Here is a 23,157-nt window from a genome sequence, read left to right on the forward strand (position 1 = left end):
GAGCCGGCCGGCCCGTACCCGCTGGCCGGCCACGGGCCCGGCGAGGACGCGCGGCCGCTGGACGCACAGGACCCGGCGGCCCGGCACCCGTACTTCGCCGAGCACCCGCCGTCCGCCACCGCCGGCGCGATGCCGCCCGCCGACGGGGCCGGGCACTGGAGCCTGCCGTTCGTCGCGGAGGACGCGGCGGACGAGTCCGGCGAGTACCCCGTGGGCGCCATGGGGGCGGTCCCCGGAGCCGAGTCCGTCGTGGTGACCGAGGACGACCAGGAGGCGGCGGAGAGCCCCTCCGACGGGCCCGTCGAGCACGCGGAGCACCCGGAGCGGACCGAAGCGGCGGCGGACGACGAGGAGCCGGCGCCCGAAGAGGCGCACAGCGAACACCCGCTCGCCTCCTACGTGCTGCGCGTCAACGGCGCCGACCGGCCGGTGACCGACGCCTGGCTCGGTGAGTCCCTGCTGTACGTCCTGCGGGAGCGGCTCGGCCTGGCCGGTGCGAAGGACGGCTGTGAGCAGGGCGAGTGCGGAGCCTGTTCCGTACAGGTCGACGGCCGGCTCGTCGCCTCGTGCCTGGTGCCGGCCGCGACCGCGGCGGGCAGCGAGGTCCGCACCGTCGAGGGGCTGTCCGACGACGGGCAGCCGTCCGACGTGCAGCGCGCGCTCGCCGAGTGCGGCGCCGTGCAGTGCGGCTTCTGCGTTCCCGGCCTCGCGATGACCGTTCACGACCTGCTGGAGGGCAACCACAAGCCCACCGAGCTGGAGACCCGCCAGGCCATCTGCGGCAACCTCTGCCGGTGCACCGGCTACCGGGGTGTGCTGGACGCCGTCCAGGACGTCGTGGCGTCCCGCGAGGCCACCGCCGCGGAGCACTCCGACCACACTGCCGACGGGGCGCGGATCCCGCACCAGGGCGGGCCGCACGGCAGCCACCCGGGAGGCACCGCGTGACCCGCCGTACGATCCCGGGCCGACGGCCGGAGCCGCGGCACACGCGCCCGGCCGGCACGGGCGAACCCACCGGCAGCAGCGAGAGGGCAGCGGCATGACTGGATCCGACGCGGCCACGGCGGTGCCCGCCCAGGCCACCCGGACGCCCGCGGCGCCCGAACCGGTGCTCCACGGACTGGGCGTCTCCGTGCGGCCCGTGGACACCCTCGCGAAGGCGCAGGGGACGTTTCCGTACGCGGCCGACCTGTGGGCCGAGGGACTGCTGTGGGCCTCGGTGCTGCGCTCCCCGTACCCGCACGCGCGCATCGTCCGCATCGACACGTCGGAAGCCACCTCGATGCCCGGCGTCCGGGCCGTCGTCACGCACGAGGACGTGCCGGGTGACGCCATGCACGGCCGCCGCGTCGCGGACCGGCCGGTCTTCGCCAAGGACATCGTCCGGCACCACGGCGAGCCGATCGCCGCCGTCGCCGCCGACCACCCCGACACCGCGCGGCTGGCCGCCGCGGCGATCCTCGTCGAGTACGAGGTGCTGGAGCCGGTCACCGACCCGGAGAAGGCGTTCGCCGCCGAGCCGCTGCACCCCGACGGCAACCTGATCCGCCACATCCCGCTGCGCTTCGGCGACCCCGACGTCATCGGCGACGTCATCGTCGAGGGCCTGTACCGGATCGGCCGGCAGGACCCGGCGCCCATCGGTGCCGAGGCCGGGCTCGCCGTGCCCCGCCCGGACGGCGGCGTCGAGCTGTACGTGGCCTCCACCGACCCGCACACCGACCGGGACCTGGCCGCCGCCTGCTTCGGTCTGGAGGCCGACCGGGTCAAGGTCGTCGTCACCGGCGTGCCCGGCGCGATGGGCGACCGCGAGGACTCCGGGATCCAGCTGCCGCTCGGGCTGCTCGCGCTGAAGACCGGCTGCCCGGTGAAGTTCGTGGCCACCCGCGAGGAGTCCTTCCTCGGCCACTCCCACCGTCACCCCACCCTGCTGCGCTACCGGCACCACGCCGACGCCGAGGGCCGGCTCGTCAAGGTCGAGGCGCAGGTGCTGCTCGACGCGGGCGCGTACGCCGACCACTCGTCGGAGGCGCTGGCCGCCGCCGTGGCGTTCGCCGCCGGCCCGTACGTCGTGCCGCACGTCTTCGTCGAGGGCTGGGCCGTCCGCACCAACAACCCGCCGTCGGGACACGTCCGCGGCGAGGGCGCGCTCCAGGTCTGCGCCGGGTACGAGGGCCAGATGGACAAGCTCGCGGCGAAGCTGGGCCTGGACCCGGCCGAGCTGCGGATGCGCAACGTCATGGCCACCGGCGACCTGCTGCCCACCGGCCAGACCGTCACCTGCCCGGCGCCCGTCGGCGAGCTCCTCAAGGCGGTCCGCGACGCGGACCTGCCGCCGTTGCCCGTCGACGAGGAGGAGTCGCAGTGGCTGCTCCCCGGCGGCCCCGAGGGCGCCGGAGAGCCGGGCGCGGTCCGGCGCGGGGTCGGCTACGCGCTCGGCATGGTGCACATGCTCGGCGCGGAGGGCACCGACGAGGTCTCCACCGCCACCGTACGGATCCACGACGGCCGGGCCACCGTCATCTGCGCCGCAGTCGAGACCGGCCAGGGCTTCACGACGCTCGCCCGGCAGATCGTCCAGGACGTGCTCGGCGTCGAGGACGTCGGCGTGCTGGCCGCCGACACCGACCAGCCGCCGTCCGGCGCGGCCGCCCGCGGCCGGCACACCTGGGTGTCGGGCGGCGCGGTCGAACGGGCCGCCAAGATGGTGCGCACGCAGCTGCTGCAGCCGCTCGCCGCGAAGTTCGGGATGTCCGTCGAGCTGCTCACCATCGCCGACGGCAAGATCACCTCGTACGACGGGGTGCTCAGCACGACCGTCGGGGAGGCGCTCGAGGGCAAGGAGCTGTGGGCCACCGCGCAGTGCCGCCCGCACCCCACCGACCGGCTGGACGACACCGGCCAGGGCGACGCGTTCGTCGGCCTCGCCTTCTGCGCGGTCCGCGCGGTCGTGGACGTGGACATCGAACTGGGCTCGGTACGGGTCGTGGAGATGGCCGTCGCGCAGGACGTCGGCCGGGTGCTGAACCCGCGCCAGGTCGCCGCCCGGATCGAGGCGGGCGTCACCCAGGGCGTCGGTCTCGCGCTCATGGAGGACCTGCGGGCCCCCCGCGGCATCATCAAGCGGCCGAACCTCACCGGCTACTCCCTGCCGACCGCGCTCGACGCCCCGGACGTGCGCATCGTCAAACTCGTCGAGGAGCGCGACGTGCTGGCGCCCTTCGGCGCCAAGGCGGTCAGCGCGGTCCCGGTGGTGGTCTCGCCGGCCGCCGTCGCCGCCGCCGTGCGCGCCGCCACCGGCCGCCCCGTCAGCCGGCTGCCGATCCGCCCGCAGGCAGCGGTCGTCAAGCCGCAGTCCTGACCGGGACGGCGCCGGAGAACGGACACCACAGCGGACAAACGGAAGGGCCCGGCAGCGATGCGCTGCCGGGCCCTTCGTCTTCCTCACGGAGGCCGTAGCGGGAATCGAACCCACGTGCCTCGCTTTGCAGGCGAGTCCCTAAACCACTCGGGCATACGGCCGTGTCGGTGACATCACCGACGATAGGGCGCCGCCCCCGGGGTCGGTCAACGGTCCCGGCGGGCCCGCAACAGGACTGCCATACGCCGTTCATGAACCGCGGCGGGCGCCCGGGAACGGTGGCACGGCTAGGGCGTGTTGCGAAAGTCCCGCCTGGCCCACGACGCCTGGCACGCGCCCTCGCTGCGTTGTCGGGCTCGTCCAAGTACTCCAGTACGAGGACGACCCTCCGCCTTGCGAGCGCACGCACCAGACGCCGTGGGCCACGCCCTCCGGGCGAACGGCGCTACTTTCGCAACACGCCCTAGGACCAGCGGCGGAGCGACACTCCATCCGTTGGAAGGGGGTGCAATGCGCCTGCGCCCCTTACTCTTGGCGGATGGCCACCGTAGAAGCGCAGAGCAGTGAGCCGGCCGCCCCACCGCAGCGGACCGGGGTTCCGGACACCCCGGACACCGACGGGGTGCTCGGGCGGCGCTATCGCGCACTCACCCTCGGCATCGTCTCCGTGGTGCTGCTGATCGCCTTCGAGGCGAGCGCCGTGAACACCGCGATGCCGGTCGCGGGCCGCGCCCTCGACGGGCTGTCGCTCTACGCGTTCGCGTTCTCCGGGTACTTCACCGCCAGCCTGCTGTCGATGGTGGTCTCCGGCGAGTGGTGCGACCGCAAGGGCCCGCTCGCCCCGCTCTTCACCGGCATCGCCGCCTTCGCGGCCGGCCTGCTGATCTCCGGCTCCGCGCAGAACATGTGGACGTTCATCGCCGGCCGCGCGGTCCAGGGCCTCGGTGGCGGGCTGGTGATCGTCGCGCTGTACGTCATCGTCGGCCGCGCCTACCCCGAGCGGCTGCGGCCCTCGGTCATGGCCTCGTTCTCCGCCGCCTGGGTGCTCCCGGTGATCATCGGTCCGGTGGTCGCCGGAGCCGTCACCGAACACCTGGGCTGGCGCTGGGTCTTCCTGGCCATCCCGGTGCTGGTGCTGCTGCCGCTCGCCGTGATGCTGCCAGCGTTGCGCAAGCTGACGCCGGGGGACCGGACCCCGGCCCTGAACCGGCGCCGCATCCTTCTGGCGCTGGCCGTCGCGACGGGCGCGGGCCTGCTGCAGTACGCGGGCCAGGACCTGTCGCCGGTCATGCTCGTACCCGCCGCCGTGGGCGCCGCGCTCCTGGTCCCCGGCGTCCTGCGGCTGCTGCCGCGCGGGACGTTCCGGGCCGCCCGCGGACTGCCCGCGGTGATCCTGCTGCGCGGGGTCGCCGCCGGATCGTTCATCGGCGCGGAGAGCTTCATCCCGCTGATGCTGGTCACCGAGCGCGGCTATTCGGCCACCCTGGCCGGGCTCTCGCTCACCGGCGGCGGCCTGACCTGGGCGCTGGGATCGTATGTGCAGAGCCGCCCGCGGCTGCAGCCGCACCGCGAGCGGCTGATCAGGATCGGCATGCTCCTGATGGCCGCCGCCGTCGCGGGACCGGCCCTCGCGCTCGCCCCGTCCGTGCCCGCCTGGATCGTCACCGTCTCCTGGATCGTCGGCGGCTTCGGCATGGGCCTGGTCATCTCCAGCGGCAGCGTCCTGCTCCTCAAGCTCTCCCGCCCCGACGAGGCCGGCAGCAACTCCGCCTCCCTGCAGGTCTCCGACGCCCTCGGCAACATCGTCCTCGTCGGCGCCTCAGGAGTCCTGTTCACCGCCCTGGGCGGCGGCTCCGGCCACTCCGGAGCCTTCGTGGCCGTCTTCCTCTCGATGGCGGGCGTCGCCCTCCTGGGCGTCCTCGTGGCGGGCCGGTTGACGCCGAAGGCGGTCTGATCCGGTCGTGGTACCGAGTGGTACCATGGCCTCATGCCTGGACTGAATGTTCGTTTCACCGACGATGAGCTGGAAGCCCTGCGCGAGCGCGCGGAGGCGGAGTCGACGAGCATGCAGGTCATCGCGCATGACGCGGTGGTGCGGGCGATCAGTGAGCGGACGCGCCTCTTCGAGGCGGCGGCCACGCATGTCCTCCAGGCGAGCGACGAGCTCAACCAGCGACTCGCGTGACGTACTACCTGACGCTTCCCGAGATCCTGAACCTGGCGAAGCGCCTCGGTGCTGATGAGGTGCGGGACTACGGGCTGCTGGATTCCGCGCTCGCCCGGCCGAGGGCGACCGTGTTCGGCCAGGATGCCTATCCGGACATCTGGCACAAAGCTGCCGCCCTCATGGAGTCACTGGCTCGCAACCGCGCACTGGTCGACGGGAACAAGCGGATCGCCTGGTATGCGGCCTGGGTCTTCCTGCAGATCAACGGGCATACGCTGCGAGCGGGCTTCGACGTGGACGAGGCCGAGACCTTCGTGCTGAACGTCTGTCAGGGGGTGCTCGACGTGCCGAAGACCGCCGAGATCCTTCCCCGTTTCACCGGATGAGAGCCGGCACCCGGCGACGCGAGCCCGGTCGCGGGACGCTCGGCGCGATGGCGTAGAACCGGGGTGACGGGCGTGCCGCAGGTACGCTTATGCGCTTGACGCTGTTGACGTCGACCGCCGCCGCTCCCGACCCCGCCCCGGAGACCGTGACTACTACCGCCGCCAGTGCCTCCCACCACCTTTCACCGGCCTTCCCGGGCCGTGCCCCCTGGGGCACCGCCGGAAAGCTGCGCGCCTGGCAGCAGGGGGCGCTCGACGAGTACATGCGGCTGCAGCCGCGCGACTTCCTGGCCGTGGCGACGCCCGGCGCCGGGAAGACCACGTTCGCGCTGACGCTCGCCTCGTATCTGCTGCACAACCACCTGGTGCAGCAGATCACGGTGGTCGCGCCGACCGAGCACCTCAAGAAGCAGTGGGCGGAGGCGGCGGCGCGGATAGGGATCAGGCTCGATCCGGACTACAGCGCGGGCCCGGTCAGCAAGGAGTACCACGGCGTCGCGGTGACCTACGCGGGCGTCGGGGTGCGGCCGATGCTGCACCGCAACCGCTGCGAGCAGCGCAAGACCTTGGTGATCCTGGACGAGATCCACCACGCCGGTGACTCCAAGTCCTGGGGCGAGGCGTGCTCCGAGGCGTTCGACCCGGCGACCAGGCGGCTCGCGCTGACCGGTACGCCGTTCCGCTCGGACACCAACCCGATCCCGTTCGTGGCGTACGAGGAGGGCAACGACGGGATCCGCCGCAGCTCGGCCGACTACACCTACGGCTACGGGAACGCGCTCGCGGACGGTGTCGTCCGCCCGGTGATATTCCTCTCCTACAGCGGCAACATGCGCTGGCGCACCAAGGCCGGCGACGAGATCGCCGCGCGGCTCGGCGAGCCGATGACCAAGGACGCGATCGGCCAGGCCTGGCGCACCGCGCTGGCGCCGACCGGCGAGTGGATCCCCGCCGTGCTGAAGGCGGCCGACCAGCGGCTCACCGAGGTGCGCAGGAGCATCCCGGACGCGGGCGGGCTGGTGATCGCCACCGACCAGGAGTCCGCGCGCGCCTACGCGAAGATCCTCAAGGACATCAGCGGCCACAAGGTGACCGTCGTGCTCTCCGACGAGAAGGCCGCGTCCAAGCGCATCGATGCCTTCACGCACTCCGAGGACCGCTGGATGGTCGCGGTGCGCATGGTGTCCGAGGGCGTGGACGTGCCGCGGCTCGCGGTGGGCGTCTACGCGACGACGATCTCGACGCCGCTGTTCTTCGCGCAGGCGGTGGGCCGTTTCGTCAGGTCCCGCAGGCGTGGCGAGACCGCGTCCGTCTTCGTGCCGACCATCCCGATGCTGCTCGACTTCGCCAACGAGATGGAGGTCGAGCGGGACCACGTCCTGGACAAGCCCAAGAAGGCCGGCGACGAGGAGAATCCGTTCGCCGAGGAGGATCAGCTGCTGGCCGACGCCGAGAAGCTGGAGGACGAGGAGACCGAGGAGCAGCTGCCCTTCGAGGCGCTGGAGTCCGACGCCGTCTTCGACCGGGTGCTGTACGACGGCGCCGAGTTCGGCATGCAGGCGCACCCGGGGAGCGAGGAGGAGCAGGACTACCTCGGCATCCCGGGACTGCTGGAGCCCGACCAGGTGCAGATGCTGCTGCAGAAGCGGCAGACCCGGCAGATCGCGCACAGCCGGCAGAAGCCCGCGGACCAGGCCGACCTCATCGAGCTGCCGGCCGAGCGGCGCCCCATCGTCACGCACAAGCAGCTGCTGGAGCTGCGCAAGTCGCTGAACACGCTGGTGTCGGCGTACACCCACCAGAGCGGCAAGCCGCACGGCGTCATCCACAACGAGCTGCGCCGGGTGTGCGGTGGCCCGCCGAGCGCCGAGGCGACGGCCGGGCAGCTGAACGAGCGGATCAAGAAGGTCCGGGAGTGGGCCACGAAGATGCGCTGAGCGCCGCCGCGAACGGTCCCCGGAAGGCGCGCCTTCCGGGGACCGTTGTGCTCACCCGGCCGCTGTCACCAGGTGAAGGCCGACGACTGGGCCGTCGTCGCCGTGCAGTAGACCGTCGCCACGGTGGGCGACGAGGTCACGATCTTCAGTGACCAGTTGGTGGCGCTCGGAGTCCCGGTCAGCACCAGCGAATCGGTGGTGTTGCCGGTCGCGATGGTGCCCGAACTCAGCGACAGCGGGCCCAGGGTGATCGGGTTGCCGCCGGACATCGCCGGGTTGAGCTTCGCGGAGAACTGCACCTCACTGGTGACGCCGCCGGCGGTCTTGTTGACCTTCAGCGTCGTCGTGATGCTGTTCGGGTTGGCGCTGGAGCCGACCGGCATCGTGATCGCGGTGGAAGTGAGTTTGATCTTCTTGACGCCGCCGGTGTCGGTGGCCGTCAGGGTGCCCAGTCCGCTGCCCCACGTACCGCAGTTGTAGGTGGCGGTCGCGGTGCCCGGGGCAACGGCGAACGACGAGGTGGACAGGGCGAGGGTCGCCGTGACCGCCCCGACCGTGCCGAGAACGGCCAGGCCGACCAGTCTGGAACGTGCCATGTGGTTGGTGCTCCTTTCGGTGGATGGAGCGCCGGGCGCATGCCGAATTCAAGGTTTCCCAACCAAAGAAGTATCGCCAGGGCATTACGTCCGTCGCTGTTCCGCCGCCCCATCGACGGGGGCGTGCGGTGCCGGGCCCGGCATACTGAGTCGTAGTGAAACCATGATCTCCAGAACAGTCAACACATATGCGGGACAATTTTTCCGTGGCGTAAAGCGGAGGCTTCCGCAGTGTTTCCCGGTGATCGCTTCGAGTACTTCTCGACTTGTTCCTGAGATTGGCGGAGATCCCTTCCATTGCTTCTCTTGACTTCTTCGGTCCTGGACCTCTCAATGTCCTGAATCATTCGACCGAGCCATCGCACTCCTGCCACTCCGGCTCCTCCCGGCGTCATGCCGTGCCGCCTCCGGTGAGGCCGGGGCGGTGGCCACCGTCACGAGGAGTCAGGTGTCCCGACAACGAAGATGCGTACCGCACCGGTTGGCCGCGGGCGCGGCCGGGCTCGTCCTGGTGCTGACCGGCGGGGGAGCGGCCCAGGCCCTGATCGTTTCGCCCTCGGGAACGGTCGGCCCGGTCGTGCACTGTGTGCTGCCGCTCGGTCAGGGTGAGGCCACCGGGCCGCAGGACATGACCGTCGAACTCAGCCCGTCCACCGTGCTCCCGGGCGGCAAGGTGCACGCCAAGGTCACGCTCGGGCCGGGCCCCGCCCTCAGCCCGATCTCCATCACCCAGGTGCCGACCACGCCCAACCTCGACCTGGCCCTGTCCGGCGGCGCCACCGGGACCGTCACCGTCACCGGCCCCGAGGTGCCGGTGGACGTCGAGGCCGGAAAGCCCACGGTCATCCCGCCGTTCGAGGGCGACTTCTTCGTCCCGCAGAACGCCTCGGGCCCGGTCGACTTCACCCCGCTGCGCAATCTGACCAGGACCAAGGTGCTCGGCGGGACCTATGAGACCCCCTGCGACGTGGTCAGCGGCAGCGGCAGCATCGGCACGGTCGACGTGCAGGGCTCCGGCGGCACGCCGGCCAGCCTTGTCGCGCCGACCGGGGCGGTCCGGCCCAACACCCCGGTCGCGCTGACCGGTTCCGACTGGACACCGGGCGGCACCGCCGTCCCCTCGCTGTGCTCCGCCGCCGGCACCGGCTGCGACCCGGCGAAGTTCTCCGCGAACGCGCTGACCATCGGTTCCACCGGCGCGCTGGCCGGGACGGCGACCCTGGCCCCGGCCACCGACGTCCCGGACGGCGACTACCTGGTCAAGGTCAACGACGGCACGAAGGAGGCCACCGCGCCGCTGACGGTCAAGGCCGTGGCGGCGGGCGAGCGGGAGTTCACGCTGTCGAGCAGCAGCGGACCGGTCGGCAGCGTCATCACCATCACCGGCCGGAACTACCGGCCGGACCAGTGGATCAACATCGTCGGCCTCAACGCCGACGGCGCGACCCTGGACGACACCGCCGTCTATCCGCAGAGCACTCCGGACGGCACGTTCTCCACCGAGTTCACCGTCAGCGACCCCACCCTGGTCGCGGTCCGGGCGGACGAGGGCGGCGACCCGGCGACCGTCAGGACGCAGCCGTTCACCGTCACCACCGGCGGCGGAGGCGGCACCACCACCGGCAGTCAGACACTGCGGACCGCGGTGCTGCCGGGCCTGCTGTCGATGACCCAGGCGGGCGACACCGTCCAGTTCGGGTCGGTCCAGCTCGACGGTGACCCGCACACGTTGAACAGCGCGCTGAACAAGGTCACGGTGCACGACGCCCGCGGCGTCAACACGGGCTGGTCGCTGACCGGCACCATGACCGCCTTCACCAGCGGCTCCGGAGCCACCATCCCGGCCGACGCGGTCGGCTGGGTGCCGGTGTGCACGGCGCAGCCGGGCAGTGTCGGCACTCCGGTGGCGGGCTCGCCCGCGCAGCTGGGCAGCGCGGCCGCGACGTTGTGCGGTCTCGCGCCCGACGGGTCCCGCCAGTTCACCGGCGGGAACTTCGACGCCGACGCGGCTCTCACGCTCCAGGTCCCGGGGACGGCCCGGCCGGGCGACTACAGCGCGACGCTCACGCTGACGCTGTTGTGAACCGAGCTCCGAATTGATCGTTCCGCTGGACTTCCGGCCGGTACCCGCAGCTTCGGGTACCGGCCGGATGTCTATTCAGGAAACAAGATCTGACGCCTCATCAGGTACTTCTCCGGCGCCTATTGACTTATGAAGGTCGCACCCTCTCAATGTGCCGTGAATTAGCGGAATGACATCCCCCGATCTTGTTTCGAAGAATGGGAGTCACGTGTTCTTGCGACCAGGACCATTGGCACATCGATTGATGTCAGGATCTGCGGCACTCGCCCTCGCTCTGACCGGAGCCGGACTGGCTCTCGCACCGGCCGCCCACGCCGGGACGATCACTCCCACGGTGCACTGTTCGCTGCCGGCCGGCCAGGGTGAGGCGACCGGCCCGCAGACCATGACCGTCGACCTCACCCCCTCCGTCGTCGACCCCGGCGGCAGCGTGCACGCCAAGGTCACCCTCGGCGGGAGCCCGGCGACCAGCGGTATCGCGTTGAGCAATGTGCCGACCACCCCCAGCATCGACCTCGCCATGTCCGGCGGTGCCACGGGCACGGTCACCGTCCGCGGCCCCGAGATCACCATGGACATCCCCGCCAACACGCCGATTCTGATCCCGCCCTACGAGGGCGACTTCCTCATCCCGGTCAACGCCGCCGGACCGATCACGTTCAGCGTGGTCCGCACCCTGACCCAGACCAAGGTGCTCGGCGGTACCTACCAGACCCCCTGCGACGTCACCGCGAACGGCGGCAGCGTCGGCACGGTGACCGCCCAGGGCACCGCCGGCGTCCCGGCCACCCTCCACGCGCCCGCCACGCCCGTCCGCCCCAGCACCCCGGTGGCGCTCACCGGTGACCTGTGGACGCCCGGCGGCACCCCCGTCGCGTCGCTGTGCGACACCGCGGGCGGCGGCTGCGACCCGGCGAAGTTCGCCTCCAGCACCCTGGCGATCGGCGCCAACAAGCAGCTGACGGGCTCCGCGACGCTCTCCGACGCCAACTCGGTGCCGGACGGCAATTACCTCGTCAAGGTCAACGACGGGACCAAGGAGGCCACCGCGCCGCTGACGGTCAAGGCCTTCGTGCCCACCGGCCCACGGGCGTTCACGCTCTCGCGGAGCCAGGGCCCGGTCGGCAGCGTCATCACCGTCTCCGGCACCAACTACCGGCAGGACCAGTGGATCAACACCGTCGGCCTCGACGCCGACGGGCAGACCCTGGACGACACCGCGGTGTACGTGCAGACCACCGCCGACGGCACCTTCTCGGTGGACTTCACCGTCAGCGACCCGGCGCTGGCCGCCGTACGGACCGACGAGGCCGGCGACCCCGCCACCACGCTCACCCGGCCGTTCACCGTCGTGGCGGCCGCCGCCACGCTCGGCACGGGCACCGGCAAGGTCAAGCCCGGCGGGACCGTCACCGTCTCCGGAACCGGCTGGCCGGCCGGCGCCGCCGCGACCGCCTCGCTGTGCAACGCCGACGGCACCGGCTGCGCCGCGAGCCGCATCGCCGCGAAGTCCCTGACGATCGCCGCCGACGGGACCCTGCACGGGACGGTCACCGTCGCGTCCTCGGTCGCCCCGGCCGCCTATCTGCTCAGGGTCGAGGCGGGCGGGGTCTCACAGACCGGCGCGCTGACGGTGGCGAAGTACTTCATCGTCCTCAGCCCCTCCAGCGGCCCCAAGGGCACCCAGGTGACCGTCGTCGGCCAGGGCTTCGCCCCGGTCTGCACGGTGGTGATCTCCGGGCTGAAGGCGAACGGGTCGCAGACCTCCGACATCCCCAGGACCAAGGTCGTCGGCCTCGACGGCGCGTTCTCCCAGACCTTCACGGTCAAGGACGCCGCCACGGTCGCCCTCCAGGTCAAGGAGGTGCTGGTCAATCCGCGGATCGCGATGGCCGCCTTCACCGTCGACGACAGCATCCCGCCGCCCTCCGCCGGCTTCGCGCTCTCCCCGGACTCCGGCCCGCTCGGCACCGTGGTCCAGGTCACAGGCCAGGGCTTCGCGCCGGTCGCCACGGTGGCGGTGACCGGACGCCGGGCGGACGGCTCGCAGACGTCCGACGGTTCCGTCCTCCGCGTCATCGGCCTGGACGGCAGCTACGCGCTCAACTTCACGGTGCACGACCCGACGACCGTCGCCCTCAAGGCCTGTGAGGTGCTCGTCGACGGCAGAACCGTGCAGCGCACCTTCACCGTGACCTGACGGGAGAGGCCCGGAGGAACGGAAGAACCGCAGGCGGCGCGGCCCCGGAACCGGGACCGCGCCGCCTTCGTCATAGGCCCGTGAGCTTAAAGAGCGGGTCAGGAGTTCTCCTCGGTGTGACCGGATTGTGGACGACCCCTTCCGCTCAGCGGTACTCGGTCGCTACCGTGCCCGTCACGCACGCGCCGTGGCAGAGCAGCCGCGGAGCGCAGCCGGTACCACCGCGACCGGCGGCCTCTCCGCGCGCTGCCGCGGGACCGGCAGTGCGTCCCGCCGTGAGATGAGCCGCCACTCATATGAGGAGGGGGCGTCGTGACCGCGGAGACATCTCAGACGCTCGACAGAGGACTGCGGGTCCTCAAGCTATTGGCCGACACCGACCACGGGCTCACCGTTACCGAGCTCGCCACCAAGCTGGGGGTCAACCGCACTGTCGTCTACCGCCTGCTGGCCACCCTGGAGCAGCACGCACTGGTACGGCGTGACCTCGGCGGGCGGGCCCGCGTCGGGCTCGGCGTGCTGGGGCTCGCCCACCAGGTGCATCCGCTGCTGCGGGAGGCGGCACTGCCGGCCCTGAGGTCACTCGCCGAGGACATCGGTGCCACCGCGCACCTGACCCTCGTCGACGGCAGCGAGGCGCTGGCCGTGGCGGTGGTCGAACCGACCTGGACCGACTACCACGTCGCCTACCGCACCGGTTTCCGGCATCCGCTGGACCGGGGCGCGGCGGGCCGGGCCATCCTGGCCGGCCGCGGCGTCCTGCCGCACGCACCCGGGCAGGAACAGAACGGCGCAGAGCCGGGGGAGGGGCGCACCGAGCCGGTCCGCTACGTCCTCACCCACGGCGAACTGGAGGCCGGCGCCAGCGGCGCCGCCGCCCCGCTCATCGGGGTGACCGGTATAGAGGGCAGCGTGGGCGTGGTGATGCTCGCCGAGGCGGTGCCCGAGCGGGTCGGCCCCAGGGTGGTGGAAGCGGCCACGGAGGTCGCCGACGCGCTGCGCTAGGCCACGGTCCGCCGCGTGGCGGACGGGGCACCCGGCCGGGGTGCCCCGCCCGTCACGGCGGTGGACTACATTCTCTGCATGCCCGCAGTCTCCCGCCGTGCCCGAGTCCTTGCCCTTTGCGCGATGCTGGTGGCAGCGCTGCTGGCCGTCGCGGCGCTCGCCCCGCTCCCGGTGTCGATCGTGGTGCCCGGGATGACGGCGGACGTGCTCGGCGCGGACAAGGGCCGTCAGGTGATCACCGTCACCGGCACTCCGACCCGGACCACCAGCGGGCAGCTGCGGATGACCACGATCGCCGCGACCCAGCCGGACGCGTCGGTCCACCTCCCCGATGTGCTCAGGGCCTGGTTCGCGACCGACCAGGCGGCGATGCCGCGCGGCGCGGTCTATCCCGGCGGCGGCTCGGTCCAGGAGATCGAGCAGCACAACGCACAGGAGATGACCGACTCGCAGGACGCGGCGACCGGGGCGGCGCTCAGGCACCTCGGGCTGTCCCCCGCGAAGGTCAAGGTCGAGCTGCACCTCGCGGACGTCGGCGGACCGAGCGCCGGGCTGATGTTCAGCCTCGGCATCATCGACAAGATCGACGGGAACGGCCGCGGTGGTGACCTGACCGGTGGCCGCACCGTCGCCGGTACCGGCACCATCACCGCCGACGGCAAGGTCGGCGCGGTCGGCGGCGTACCGCTGAAGGAGCGGGCCGCCAAGCGCGACGGCGCCACCGTCTTCCTGGTCCCCAAGGGCGAGTGCTCCGACGCCGCCGCCGAGCTGCCCGCCGGGCTCCGGCTGGTGCCGGTCACCGACCTGGAGGGCGCCCTGGCGGCCCTGGCCGCGATCAACACCGGCGGCAGGGTCCCCAGCTGCTGACCTCCTGCTGACCCACGGATCCGTGGGTCGGGCCGCTCAGCCCTTCTTGATGAAGCCCTCCTGGATCATCCAGTCCTTGGCGACGTCGTGCGGGTCCTGGCCGTCCACGTCCACCAGCGCGTTCAGCTGCTGGGCGATCTGTGTCGTCAGCCGCTTGCTGATGGGGTCCAGCAGTCCGGCGATGGCCGGGTACTTGTGGAAGGTCTTGCTGTTGAGCTCGGGCGCCGCGTTGTAGTTCGGGAAGAAGTGCTTGTTGTCCGCCATCGTGTCCAGGTCCATGGCCTTGATCCGCCCGTCGGTGGTGAAGGCCTCACCGAGCAGGCAGGTGCCCTTGGCCACCTGGGTATAGACGATGCCGGCGTCCATCTTCTGGATGTTGGAGGCCGGGATGTGCATCCCGTACGCCTTCTCCATGCCGAGCAGCCCGTCGTCCCGCGAGGCGAACTCGTTCTCCACGCACACGGTCACCGCCGAGGGGTCGGAGTTCGAGAGGGCGGCCACGTCGGAGAGCGTCTTGAGGTGGTACTTGGCGTTGTTCGCCTGGTTGATGGCGAGCGTGTACGTGTTGTCGAGGGAGGACGGCGGCAGCCAGGTGACGCCGTTCCTGACGTCCTCGTCGCGCACCGCCCGCCACTGCGCCAGCGGGTCGGTGATCGGCTTGTCGTGGCCGAGATAGGTGATCCAGGCGGTGCCGGTGTACTCGTACATCGCGTCCGCCTCACCGGACTTGATGGCCTCGCGGGCACCGATCGACCCCTGGATGTTGGTGCGGTCCAGCACCTCGGCGCCCGCAGCCTTGAAGGCCAGGCCGATCATCGAGCCGAGGATGATCTGCTCGCTGAAGTTCTTCGAGGTGACGATGAGCGAGGCGCCCTTGAGGGGCAGTCCCTGGCCGATGGAACCCGGGACCACGTCGTCCACCAGGGGGCTGCCGCTCTTGAGGCCGCAACCGCTGAGCGCGGCCGTCGCGACGAGCAGCCCGCAGCCCGCCGTCGCCAGGGTGCGTCCGTACCTCATGACCCCACCTCCAGGCCGCGCGGCCGCATCAGCTGTTCGGCGACGGAGGCGATCCAGTCCACGGCCAGCGCCAGCAGCACCGTCAGGATGGAGCCGAGCACCAGCACCGGCATCCGCTGGGTCTGGATGCCGGTGGTGATCAGGTCGCCGAGGCCGCCACCACCGCCGAAGGTGGCCAGCGTGGACGTGCCGACGTTGAGGACCAGCGCGGTGCGCACCCCGGCCAGGATCAGCGGTACGGCGAGCGGCAGTTCCACCTTGGACAGGACGCCGACCGCCGACATCCCGATGCCGCGCGCCGACTCGACGAGCGTCGGGTCGATGCTCCGCAGACCGGCCATGGTGTTGGACAGCACCGGCAGCACGGCGTAGGCCACCATGCCGATGATCGCGGTGCGCGGACCGATGCCCAGCCAGATGACGAGCAGCGCCAGCAGACCGATCGCCGGGGTCGCCTGGCCGATGTTGGCCAGCGCGGTGACGAACGGGGTGGCCTTGCGCAACTGCCGCCGGGTCAGCGCGATGCCGACCGGGATGGCGATGATCAGCACCCAGAACGTGGAGTACGCGGTGAGCTTGACGCTCTGCCAGAACCGCAGCTGGACGGTGTCGCCGGCCAGCGCGTTGTGCGCGATCGAGTCGAGGTCGGCGTTGCTGATCCACAGATAGGTGGCGCCCAGCGCGGCGCCCAGCACCAGCGGGGTGATCACCAGCTTGGGCCAGCGCAGCCGGCGCTCGGGCGCCTCGTGCGGCAGCGGACCGGTGCCCGTCCCGACGGCCCCGGCCACCCCGTCGTCCTCGGCCGCCTCCGGGTCGTCACGGAAGGCCCGCCCGCGCACCTCGTGCTCGCCCGGCGGGCGTTCGGGGCGGCGCGCGCTCATGCGTCCGCCCTCTTCGGTCCCTCCGGGGGAGCGGCCTCCGCACCCTCCTGCTCCAGCCGCGTCTGCTGCCTGCGCAGCTCCTCCAGCTCGTGCCGGTGCTCGATGGCGGTGAGCCGGTCGGCCTCCAGCATCTCGTGGACGGAGTTCATCAGCGTCTCCATGTCCACGACGCCGATGAACTCGCCGCGCCGGCCGGTCACCGCGACCCGGCCGCCGCTGTCGGTGAGCACCGCCTCCAGCGCGTCGCGCAGCGTCGCGTCCCGCGTCACCGTGTCGTGCACGAGGGTGCCGGCCCGCGCCAGGGACCCCTTGGCGCGCATCAGGTCGCCGCGCCGCAGCCACTTGTACGGGCGGCCGCGCTTGTCCAGCAGCAGCAGTTCGTTGGTGGTGGCGTCACGCAGCCGGTCGAAGATGGCCTGCAGCGGGTCGTCGACCGTCACGGTGGGGAACTCCGCGATCCCCACGTCCCGCACCCGGGTGAGGTTCAGCCGCTTGAGGGCCGCGCCCGCGCCGACGAAGCCGGAGACGAAGTCGTCCGTCGGGTTGGTGAGGATCGCCTCGGGGGTATCGAACTGGGCGATGTGCGAGTGTTCGCGCAGCACCGCGATGCGGTCGCCGAGCTTGATGGCCTCGTCGAAGTCATGGGTGACGAAGACGATCGTCTTGTGCAGTTCGTGCTGCAGCCGGATCAGTTCGTCCTGCAGATGGTCGCGGGTGATCGGGTCGACGGCGCCGAACGGCTCGTCCATCAGCAGCACCGGCGGATCGGCCGCCAGGGCGCGCGCGACCCCGACCCGCTGCTGCTGCCCGCCGGACAGCTGGCGCGGGTAGCGGCCGTGGAACTCGCGCGGGTCCAGCCCCACCAGGTCGAGCATCTCCTCGACGCGGTCCTTCACCCGGGACTTCGACCAGCCCACCATCTTGGGGACCAGCGCCACGTTCTCGGCGACCGTCATGTGCGGGAAGAGCCCGGAGGACTGGATCGCGTAGCCGATCTTGCGGCGCAGTTTGACCGGGTCCATGTCGGTGACGTCCTCGTCGCCGATCCGGATCCGCCCCGAGGTCGGCTCGATCAGCCGGTTGATCATCTTCAGGGTGGTCGACTTGCCGCAGCCGGACGGGCCGACGAACACGACGGTCTCGCCCGCCTTGATCTCCATGCTGACGCTGTCCACCGCCGGTTCGGCGCTGCCGGGATAGCGCTTGGTCAGGTTCTCCAGCTGGATGGTGGCACCAGCCACCGAGGCGCCGGACGCCGGTGACCGATCGGACGGTTCAGACACGGATCCCCCTCGGGATGGTCATACGGCCCACGACGATGTACGCGGCGTCGAAGAGCAGCGCCAGGACGACGATGCCGAGCGTGCCGGCGAGCACCTGGTTGAGGGCGTTGGCACTGCCCAGCGACGCGATACCGCGGAAGATCTCGTTGCCGAGCCCGGGGCCGGACGCGTACGCGGCGATCGCCGCGATGCCCATCAGCATCTGCGTGGAGACGCGGATGCCGGTCAGGATCGGCGGCCAGGCCAGCGGCAGTTCCACCTTGGCCAGCCGGGCGAAGCGCGACATCCCGATGCCCTTGGCCGCGTCCACCAGTGTGGGGTCGACGCCGCGCAGCCCGACGATGGCGTTGCGCACGATCGGCAGCAGCCCGTACAGCGTCAGCGCGGTGACGGTCGGCGGGACGCCGAGGCCCAGCACCGGGATCAGCAGACCGATCAGTGCCAGCGACGGGATGGTGAGGATGGTCGAGGTCGCGGTGACGGCCAGATTGCCCGCCCACTCGCTGCGGTACGTCAGGACGCCGAGCACGACGCCGATGACGGTGGCCAGCACCATGCACTGGAAGACGGCGCTGGCGTGCTGGAAGGCGTCGGTCAGCAACTGCTGGTGCCGGTTGCCGAGGTAGCTCCAGAAACTCACCGTCCGGCTCCCTCCTGCTCGTACCGCGGGGTTCCGCCCGTCCCGTCACCTCACGGGCGGTCACGTCACGGGCGGTCCTCCGCTGCCTGTTCGACCAGCGGGATGATCCGGAGTGGCACCGGATTTTCCATGACGATCGCCGTGGAGGCCCGCATGATGCCATCAAAGCCCACAACCCGGTCGATCACCCGTTGAAGATCCGCGTTCGAACGGGCCACCAGCCGGCAGAGCATGTCGCCCTGGCCGGTCGTGGTGTGCAGCTCCAGCACCTCGGGCACGCCCGCCAAGTGGGCGCGGACGTCCACGCCTTGGCCCTGCTTGATCTCCAGCGTCGCGAAAGCCGTCACCGGATAGCCGAGCGCGGCCGGATCCACCTGCGGCCCGAACCCCCGGATCACCCCATTGGCCCGCAGCCGGTCCAGCCGGGCCTGCGCCGTCCCGCGGGCCACACCCAGCCGCCTGGACGCCTCCAGCATCCCGATTCTCGGCTCATCGGCGAGCAGCTTGATCAGCTGCCCGTCCAGCACATCGATCCCCATGACTACCGCCTCCGATGGTCAGACTGCACAGATTGACCCATGATTCCGGCGCTTCACTGTGCTCATTGTCCAGTGAAATCGGCAACTATTGCGCACTCTGGTCCGCAGGGCGACGCTTTTGACATGACTGAGACGACTGAGACGCAGCAGACCGCCGAAGCCCAGCAGAAGGACCTGTTCCCGGTGAAGGGCATGGACGCCGTCGTCTTCGCCGTGGGCAACGCCAAGCAGGCCGCGCACTACTACTCGACCGCCTTCGGGATGAAGCGCGTCGCCTACTCCGGCCCGGAGAACGGCAGCCGCGAGACCGCGTCGTACGTGCTGGAGTCCGGCGGCGCCCGCTTCGTCTTCACCTCGGTCGTCAGGACCGCCACCGAGCGCGGCAAGTTCCTCGAGGCGCATGTCGCCGAGCACGGCGACGGCGTCATCGACCTCGCCATCGAGGTACCGGACGCCCGCGCCGCCTACGCCTACGCCGTCGAGCACGGCGCCACAGGGCTGGAGGAGCCGCACGAGCTGACGGACGAGCACGGCACCGTCGTCCTCGCCGCGATCGCCACGTACGGCCAGACCCGCCACACCCTCGTCGACCGCTCCGGCTACACCGGCCCGTACCTGCCGGGCTACGCAGCCGCCGACCCGATCGTCGAGCCGGGTACCCGCCGCTTCCAGGCGATCGACCACTGCGTCGGCAACGTCGAGCTCGGCAAGATGAACGAGTGGGTGGCGTTCTACAACCGCGTCATGGGCTTCACCAACATGAAGGAGTTCGTGGGCGACGACATCGCCACCGAGTACTCCGCGCTCATGTCCAAGGTCGTCGCCGACGGCACCCGGAAGGTGAAGTTCCCGCTCAACGAGCCGGCCATCGCCAAGAAGAAGTCCCAGATCGACGAGTACCTTGAGTTCTACGGCGGCCCCGGCGTCCAGCACATCGCCCTCGCCACCAACGACATCGTCGCGACCGTGCGGGCCATGCGCGCCGCCGGCGTCGAGTTCCTCAACACCCCGGACTCGTACTACGACACCCTCGGCGAGTGGGCCGGCGAGACCCGCGTCCCCGTCGAGACCCTCCGTGAGCTGAAGATCCTGGTCGACCGCGACGAGGACGGCTACCTGCTGCAGATCTTCACCAAGCCGGTCCAGGACCGGCCGACCGTCTTCTTCGAGATGATCGAGCGGCACGGCTCCATGGGCTTCGGCAAGGGCAACTTCAAGGCCCTCTTCGAGGCGATCGAGCGCGAGCAGGAGCTGCGCGGCAACCTCTGAGCGATACGGGTACGCCGACGGGCCGTGCCGGGGCGGCAGAGCTTCCCCGGCCGCGGCCCGGGTGCCAGTCTGGAACCATGCGCGAACTGATCGAACGACTGCACGAGGGACTGCCGGCGGAGGCGGTCCTCACGGACCGGGACGTCACCGCCTCGTACGCCCATGACATGGCGAGCTTCTCCGAGGCGGGCACTCCGGCGGTGGTGGTGCTGCCCCGCACCGTCGAGCAGGTGCAGCACGTGATGCGCACCGCGACCGCGCTGCGGGTGCCTGTGGTCCCGCAGGGCGCGCGCACCGGTCTGTCGGGTGCGGCGAACGCGTCGGACGGCTGCATCGTGCTGTCGCTGGTCAAGATGGACCGGATCCTGGAGATCGACCCGGTCGACCGGGTCGCCGTCGTGGAACCCGGTGTCGTCAACGCCGTGCTGTCGCGCGCGGTCGCCGAGCAGGGCCTGTACTACCCGCCCGATCCGTCGAGCTGGGAGCAGTGCACCATCGGCGGCAACATCGGCACCGGAGCCGGCGGGCTGTGCTGTGTGAAGTACGGCGTCACCGCCGAGTACGTGCTGGGACTGGAGGTCGTGCTCGCCGACGGCCGACTGCTGAACACCGGCCGCCGCACCGCCAAGGGCGTCGCGGGCTACGACCTGACCCGGCTCTTCGTCGGCGCCGAGGGCACGCTGGGCATCGTCGTGCGGGCGGTGCTCGCGCTGCGGCCCGCCCCGCCGCGGCAGCTCGTCCTCGCGGCGGAATTCCCGTCCGCGGCGGCAGCGTGCGCCGCGGTCTGCGAGATCATGGCCCGCGGCCACGCCCCCTCGCTGCTGGAACTGATGGACACCACCACCATCCGGGCGGTCAACGACCTGGCCCACATGGGGCTGCCGGAGACCACCGAAGCGCTGCTGCTGGCCGCGTTCGACACTCCCGACCCCGCCGCGGACCTCGCGGCGGTCGGTGAGCTCTGCACGGCCGCCGGCGCCACGCAGGTCGTCCCGGCGGAGGACGCCGCCGAGTCCGAGCTGCTGCTGCAGGCCCGCCGGCTGGCCCTCGTCGCCCTGGAACGGGTCGGCACGGCGACGATGATCGACGACGTGTGCGTGCCGCGCACCAAGCTCGCACCGATGATCGAGGGCGTCGCCGCCATCGCACAGAAGTACGAGCTGACCATCGGCCTGTGCGCGCACGCGGGCGACGGCAACACCCACCCCATCGTCTGCTTCGACGGAGCGGACGAGGACGAATCGGCGCGCGCCCGTGAGTCCTTCGACGAGATCATGGCGCTGGGCCTGGCCCTCGGCGGGACGATCACCGGCGAGCACGGCGTCGGCCTGCTGAAGAAGGACTGGCTGGCCCGGGAACTCGGCCCGGTGGGCGTGGAGTTGCAGCGCGGCGTACGACAGGTCTTCGACCCGCTCGGCCTGCTCAACCCGGGCAAGCTCTTCTGAACCCCCGCGTTCCCCCGCGCCCTCACCCCTCGGGCGACTCGTCCGTCACCGTCCATGGATCGCGCAGCCACAACTCGTCCCGGGTCGTCGGGGCCAGCAGCTCGTTCAGCCCGTCGTCCATGCCGAGCTGCTCGTGCTCGGTCCCCGGCGGCACGGCGCGCAGGGTGCGCTCCAGCCAGGACGCCACCGGCGAGGACGGCGCCTCCAGCAGCGCGTTGCCGTCCGGGGAGCTCAGCGCCATACAGATCACGCTGCGCCCGTTGACCTTCGTCGGCCAGATGCGCACGTCCCCGTGCCCGCACGGCCGGAACACCCCTTCCACCAGCAGTTCGCGGGCGAACGTCCAGTTCACCGGGGCGTCCGAGCCGACATGGAAGGTGATGTGCACAGCAAAGGGATCATCTGTGCGATAGGCCAGCCGGGCCGGTACCGGAATACTGCGCTCCGGCGACAGCACCAGGTTCAGTTCCAGTTCGCGTTCCACCACGGTCTGCATCAGGTCGTCGTCCTTTCCTTGGCGGGCGGCCCCTTGCGGTGTTGCGCAGCGGGTGCTGCGCGGGGCCCGCACCAGGAGAGAGCGCATACAACCCCAACCATTACGCGACTTCTCCGAATCGCGGTGAAAATTACGGAAGGCCCCGCGCGGGTCCCTCCCACCCGGTAAGGGTGTGTGGTGTGCGGTACCGCGGACCCGGCGGGTCCGCCTGTCTGGTAGATGTGGTCATTGCACTCCCCTGGCCGAATAGATACGGACCTCACGAACCATGAGCTCACCCTCCACTGGCTCCTCCGGTTCCTCCGGTTCCCCCGTTCCGGGGTACTACCCGGATCCGTCGATCCCGGGCTACATCCGGTACTGGAACGGAGCCGCCTGGGTGCCGGGCACCAGCCGTCCCGCACCGCGGCCCGGCGAGGAGCTCGCCCCGCCGCCGGGGCAGGACGCCGGCGGCTGGGGAACGCCCGGCCCGCCGGCCCCCGCGCCGGCCTCCGGCGGCGGTACGGGCATGCCCGCCGTCGAGGAGTCGGGCGTCATGTTCTTCGACGAGGACCCGGTGCGGACCGCGGAACCGGCGGCGTCCGACGGGCGTGGCGCGGCCGCCGCCCCCGTCTGGTCGGCGACGCCGGCCGTCGAGCCGCCCCGCACCACCTGGGGCGGCGGGGAGCCGCAACCGCGTCCGGAGCGGGCCGCCCCGGACGCCAACCTGCCCGCCACGCGCGGCGCGTCGGCCGGCACTCCTGCGACCGGCACTCCGGCCACCGGTACCCCCGCCGCCGGGACCCCGTGGGGCACCCCGCCGCGGCAGTCGCAGCCGCAGCCGCAGACACCGGACCATCCGCAGCCGCAGCCGCACATGCCGCGACAGTCGCAACAGCCGCAGACCCCGCAGCAGTCGCAGCCCGCCGCGGGCGAGGGCACGGACGGGCGGCGCGCCGGTTCCGCGCCCCTCGCCCAGGCCGCGCAGATCGGAAGAGCACAC

General features: G+C 71.4%; 20 protein-coding genes and 1 tRNA gene. 13 read left to right on the top strand and 8 right to left on the bottom strand.

What is annotated here, in order from left to right; translation table 11 throughout:
- Together G3I60_RS46155 and G3I60_RS42050 are read left to right on the top strand one after the other, a co-directional pair.
- Positions 1-948, top strand: a 948-nt coding sequence (locus G3I60_RS46155) for a (2Fe-2S)-binding protein (RefSeq protein WP_239070974.1), incomplete at its 5' end; no start/stop codon positions are given.
- Positions 949-1,042: 94 nt separating this feature from the next.
- On the top strand, positions 1,043-3,364 hold the full coding sequence (locus G3I60_RS42050; RefSeq protein WP_138356574.1) for a xanthine dehydrogenase family protein molybdopterin-binding subunit: 2,322 nt from the start codon (positions 1,043-1,045) through the stop codon (positions 3,362-3,364).
- A gap of 89 nt (positions 3,365-3,453) precedes the next feature.
- Here the strand turns inward: G3I60_RS42050 and G3I60_RS42055 are convergent.
- Positions 3,454-3,525: transfer RNA gene (locus tag G3I60_RS42055), tRNA-Cys, on the bottom strand.
- A 377-nt stretch (positions 3,526-3,902) separates the two neighbouring features.
- Between G3I60_RS42055 and G3I60_RS42060 the strand changes: the two genes are divergently transcribed.
- The 4 genes from G3I60_RS42060 (at position 3,903) to G3I60_RS42075 (ending at position 7,854) form a co-directional block, all read left to right on the top strand.
- Positions 3,903-5,318, top strand: coding sequence for an MFS transporter (locus tag G3I60_RS42060; protein ID WP_164299243.1), 1,416 nt, complete (start codon positions 3,903-3,905; stop codon positions 5,316-5,318).
- Positions 5,319-5,351: 33 nt separating this feature from the next.
- Entirely contained in the window at positions 5,352-5,549 is a 198-nt protein-coding gene (locus G3I60_RS42065) for a hypothetical protein (protein WP_164299245.1), read from the top strand.
- On the top strand, positions 5,546-5,917 hold the full coding sequence (locus G3I60_RS42070; protein WP_164299247.1) for a Fic family protein: 372 nt from the start codon (positions 5,546-5,548) through the stop codon (positions 5,915-5,917). Before G3I60_RS42065 ends, G3I60_RS42070 begins: the two co-directional genes overlap by 4 nt.
- A 146-nt stretch (positions 5,918-6,063) precedes the next feature.
- The gene (locus G3I60_RS42075; protein WP_138356625.1) at positions 6,064-7,854 is read left to right on the top strand and encodes a DEAD/DEAH box helicase; all 1,791 of its coding nucleotides are present in this window, start codon (positions 6,064-6,066) and stop codon (positions 7,852-7,854) included.
- 65 nt (positions 7,855-7,919) lie between these two features.
- On the opposite strand, the gene G3I60_RS42080 is transcribed toward G3I60_RS42075, so the two are convergent.
- Positions 7,920-8,450: a hypothetical protein gene (locus G3I60_RS42080; RefSeq protein WP_138356577.1), complete on the bottom strand. Its 531-nt coding sequence runs from the start codon at positions 8,448-8,450 to the stop codon at positions 7,920-7,922.
- Positions 8,451-8,898: 448 nt separating this feature from the next.
- On the opposite strand from G3I60_RS42080, the gene G3I60_RS42085 reads away from it, so the two are divergent.
- From G3I60_RS42085 to G3I60_RS42100, 4 genes are all read left to right on the top strand, one after another.
- A complete protein-coding gene (locus G3I60_RS42085; protein ID WP_164299249.1) occupies positions 8,899-10,533 on the top strand; it encodes a hypothetical protein in 1,635 nt (544 codons plus the stop codon).
- A 244-nt stretch (positions 10,534-10,777) separates the two neighbouring features.
- Positions 10,778-12,733, top strand: a complete 1,956-nt coding sequence (locus G3I60_RS42090; RefSeq protein WP_164299251.1) for a hypothetical protein — start codon at positions 10,778-10,780, stop codon at positions 12,731-12,733.
- 312 nt (positions 12,734-13,045) lie between these two features.
- Complete coding sequence (locus G3I60_RS42095) at positions 13,046-13,738, top strand: IclR family transcriptional regulator (protein WP_138356580.1); 693 nt, start codon at positions 13,046-13,048, stop codon at positions 13,736-13,738.
- 78 nt (positions 13,739-13,816) lie between these two features.
- The gene (locus G3I60_RS42100) at positions 13,817-14,605 is read left to right on the top strand and encodes a S16 family serine protease (protein ID WP_138356581.1); all 789 of its coding nucleotides are present in this window, start codon (positions 13,817-13,819) and stop codon (positions 14,603-14,605) included.
- 36 nt (positions 14,606-14,641) lie between these two features.
- Here G3I60_RS42100 and G3I60_RS42105 read toward each other — a convergent pair whose 3' ends face one another.
- The 5 genes from G3I60_RS42105 to G3I60_RS42125 form a co-directional block, all read right to left on the bottom strand.
- Positions 14,642-15,622, bottom strand: coding sequence for a glycine betaine ABC transporter substrate-binding protein (locus G3I60_RS42105; protein ID WP_138356582.1), 981 nt, complete (start codon positions 15,620-15,622; stop codon positions 14,642-14,644).
- Positions 15,619-16,503 carry an ABC transporter permease gene (locus G3I60_RS42110; RefSeq protein WP_138356583.1) on the bottom strand — a complete coding sequence of 295 codons (885 nt, stop codon included), beginning with the start codon at positions 16,501-16,503 and terminating at the stop codon, positions 15,619-15,621. Before G3I60_RS42110 ends, G3I60_RS42105 begins: the two co-directional genes overlap by 4 nt.
- Complete coding sequence (locus tag G3I60_RS42115) at positions 16,500-17,786, bottom strand: betaine/proline/choline family ABC transporter ATP-binding protein (RefSeq protein WP_164299252.1); 1,287 nt, start codon at positions 17,784-17,786, stop codon at positions 16,500-16,502. The genes G3I60_RS42110 and G3I60_RS42115 overlap by 4 nt, the downstream gene beginning before the upstream one ends.
- On the bottom strand, positions 17,779-18,426 hold the full coding sequence (locus tag G3I60_RS42120; protein WP_138356585.1) for an ABC transporter permease: 648 nt from the start codon (positions 18,424-18,426) through the stop codon (positions 17,779-17,781). Before G3I60_RS42120 ends, G3I60_RS42115 begins: the two co-directional genes overlap by 8 nt.
- Before the next feature lie 65 nt (positions 18,427-18,491).
- A complete protein-coding gene (locus tag G3I60_RS42125; RefSeq protein WP_138356586.1) occupies positions 18,492-18,965 on the bottom strand; it encodes an Lrp/AsnC family transcriptional regulator in 474 nt (157 codons plus the stop codon).
- 123 nt (positions 18,966-19,088) lie between these two features.
- Here G3I60_RS42125 and hppD point away from each other — a divergent pair, with 123 nt between their 5' ends.
- The gene (gene hppD / locus G3I60_RS42130; protein WP_164299255.1) at positions 19,089-20,234 is read left to right on the top strand and encodes a 4-hydroxyphenylpyruvate dioxygenase; all 1,146 of its coding nucleotides are present in this window, start codon (positions 19,089-19,091) and stop codon (positions 20,232-20,234) included.
- Positions 20,235-20,311: 77 nt separating this feature from the next.
- Positions 20,312-21,679, top strand: a complete 1,368-nt coding sequence (locus G3I60_RS42135) for an FAD-binding oxidoreductase (protein WP_164299257.1) — start codon at positions 20,312-20,314, stop codon at positions 21,677-21,679.
- A 22-nt stretch (positions 21,680-21,701) separates the two neighbouring features.
- Here G3I60_RS42135 and G3I60_RS42140 read toward each other — a convergent pair whose 3' ends face one another.
- Positions 21,702-22,175: an SsgA family sporulation/cell division regulator gene (locus G3I60_RS42140; protein ID WP_187145292.1), complete on the bottom strand. Its 474-nt coding sequence runs from the start codon at positions 22,173-22,175 to the stop codon at positions 21,702-21,704.
- A 268-nt stretch (positions 22,176-22,443) separates the two neighbouring features.
- On the opposite strand from G3I60_RS42140, the gene G3I60_RS46160 reads away from it, so the two are divergent.
- A partial coding sequence (locus tag G3I60_RS46160) for a DUF2510 domain-containing protein (RefSeq protein ID WP_239070975.1) occupies positions 22,444-23,157 on the top strand: 714 nt, incomplete at its 3' end.

The sequence above is a fragment of the Streptomyces sp. SID13666 genome, assembly GCF_010548325.1.
Taxonomy (GTDB): Bacteria; Actinomycetota; Actinomycetes; order Streptomycetales; family Streptomycetaceae; genus Actinacidiphila; species Actinacidiphila fildesensis.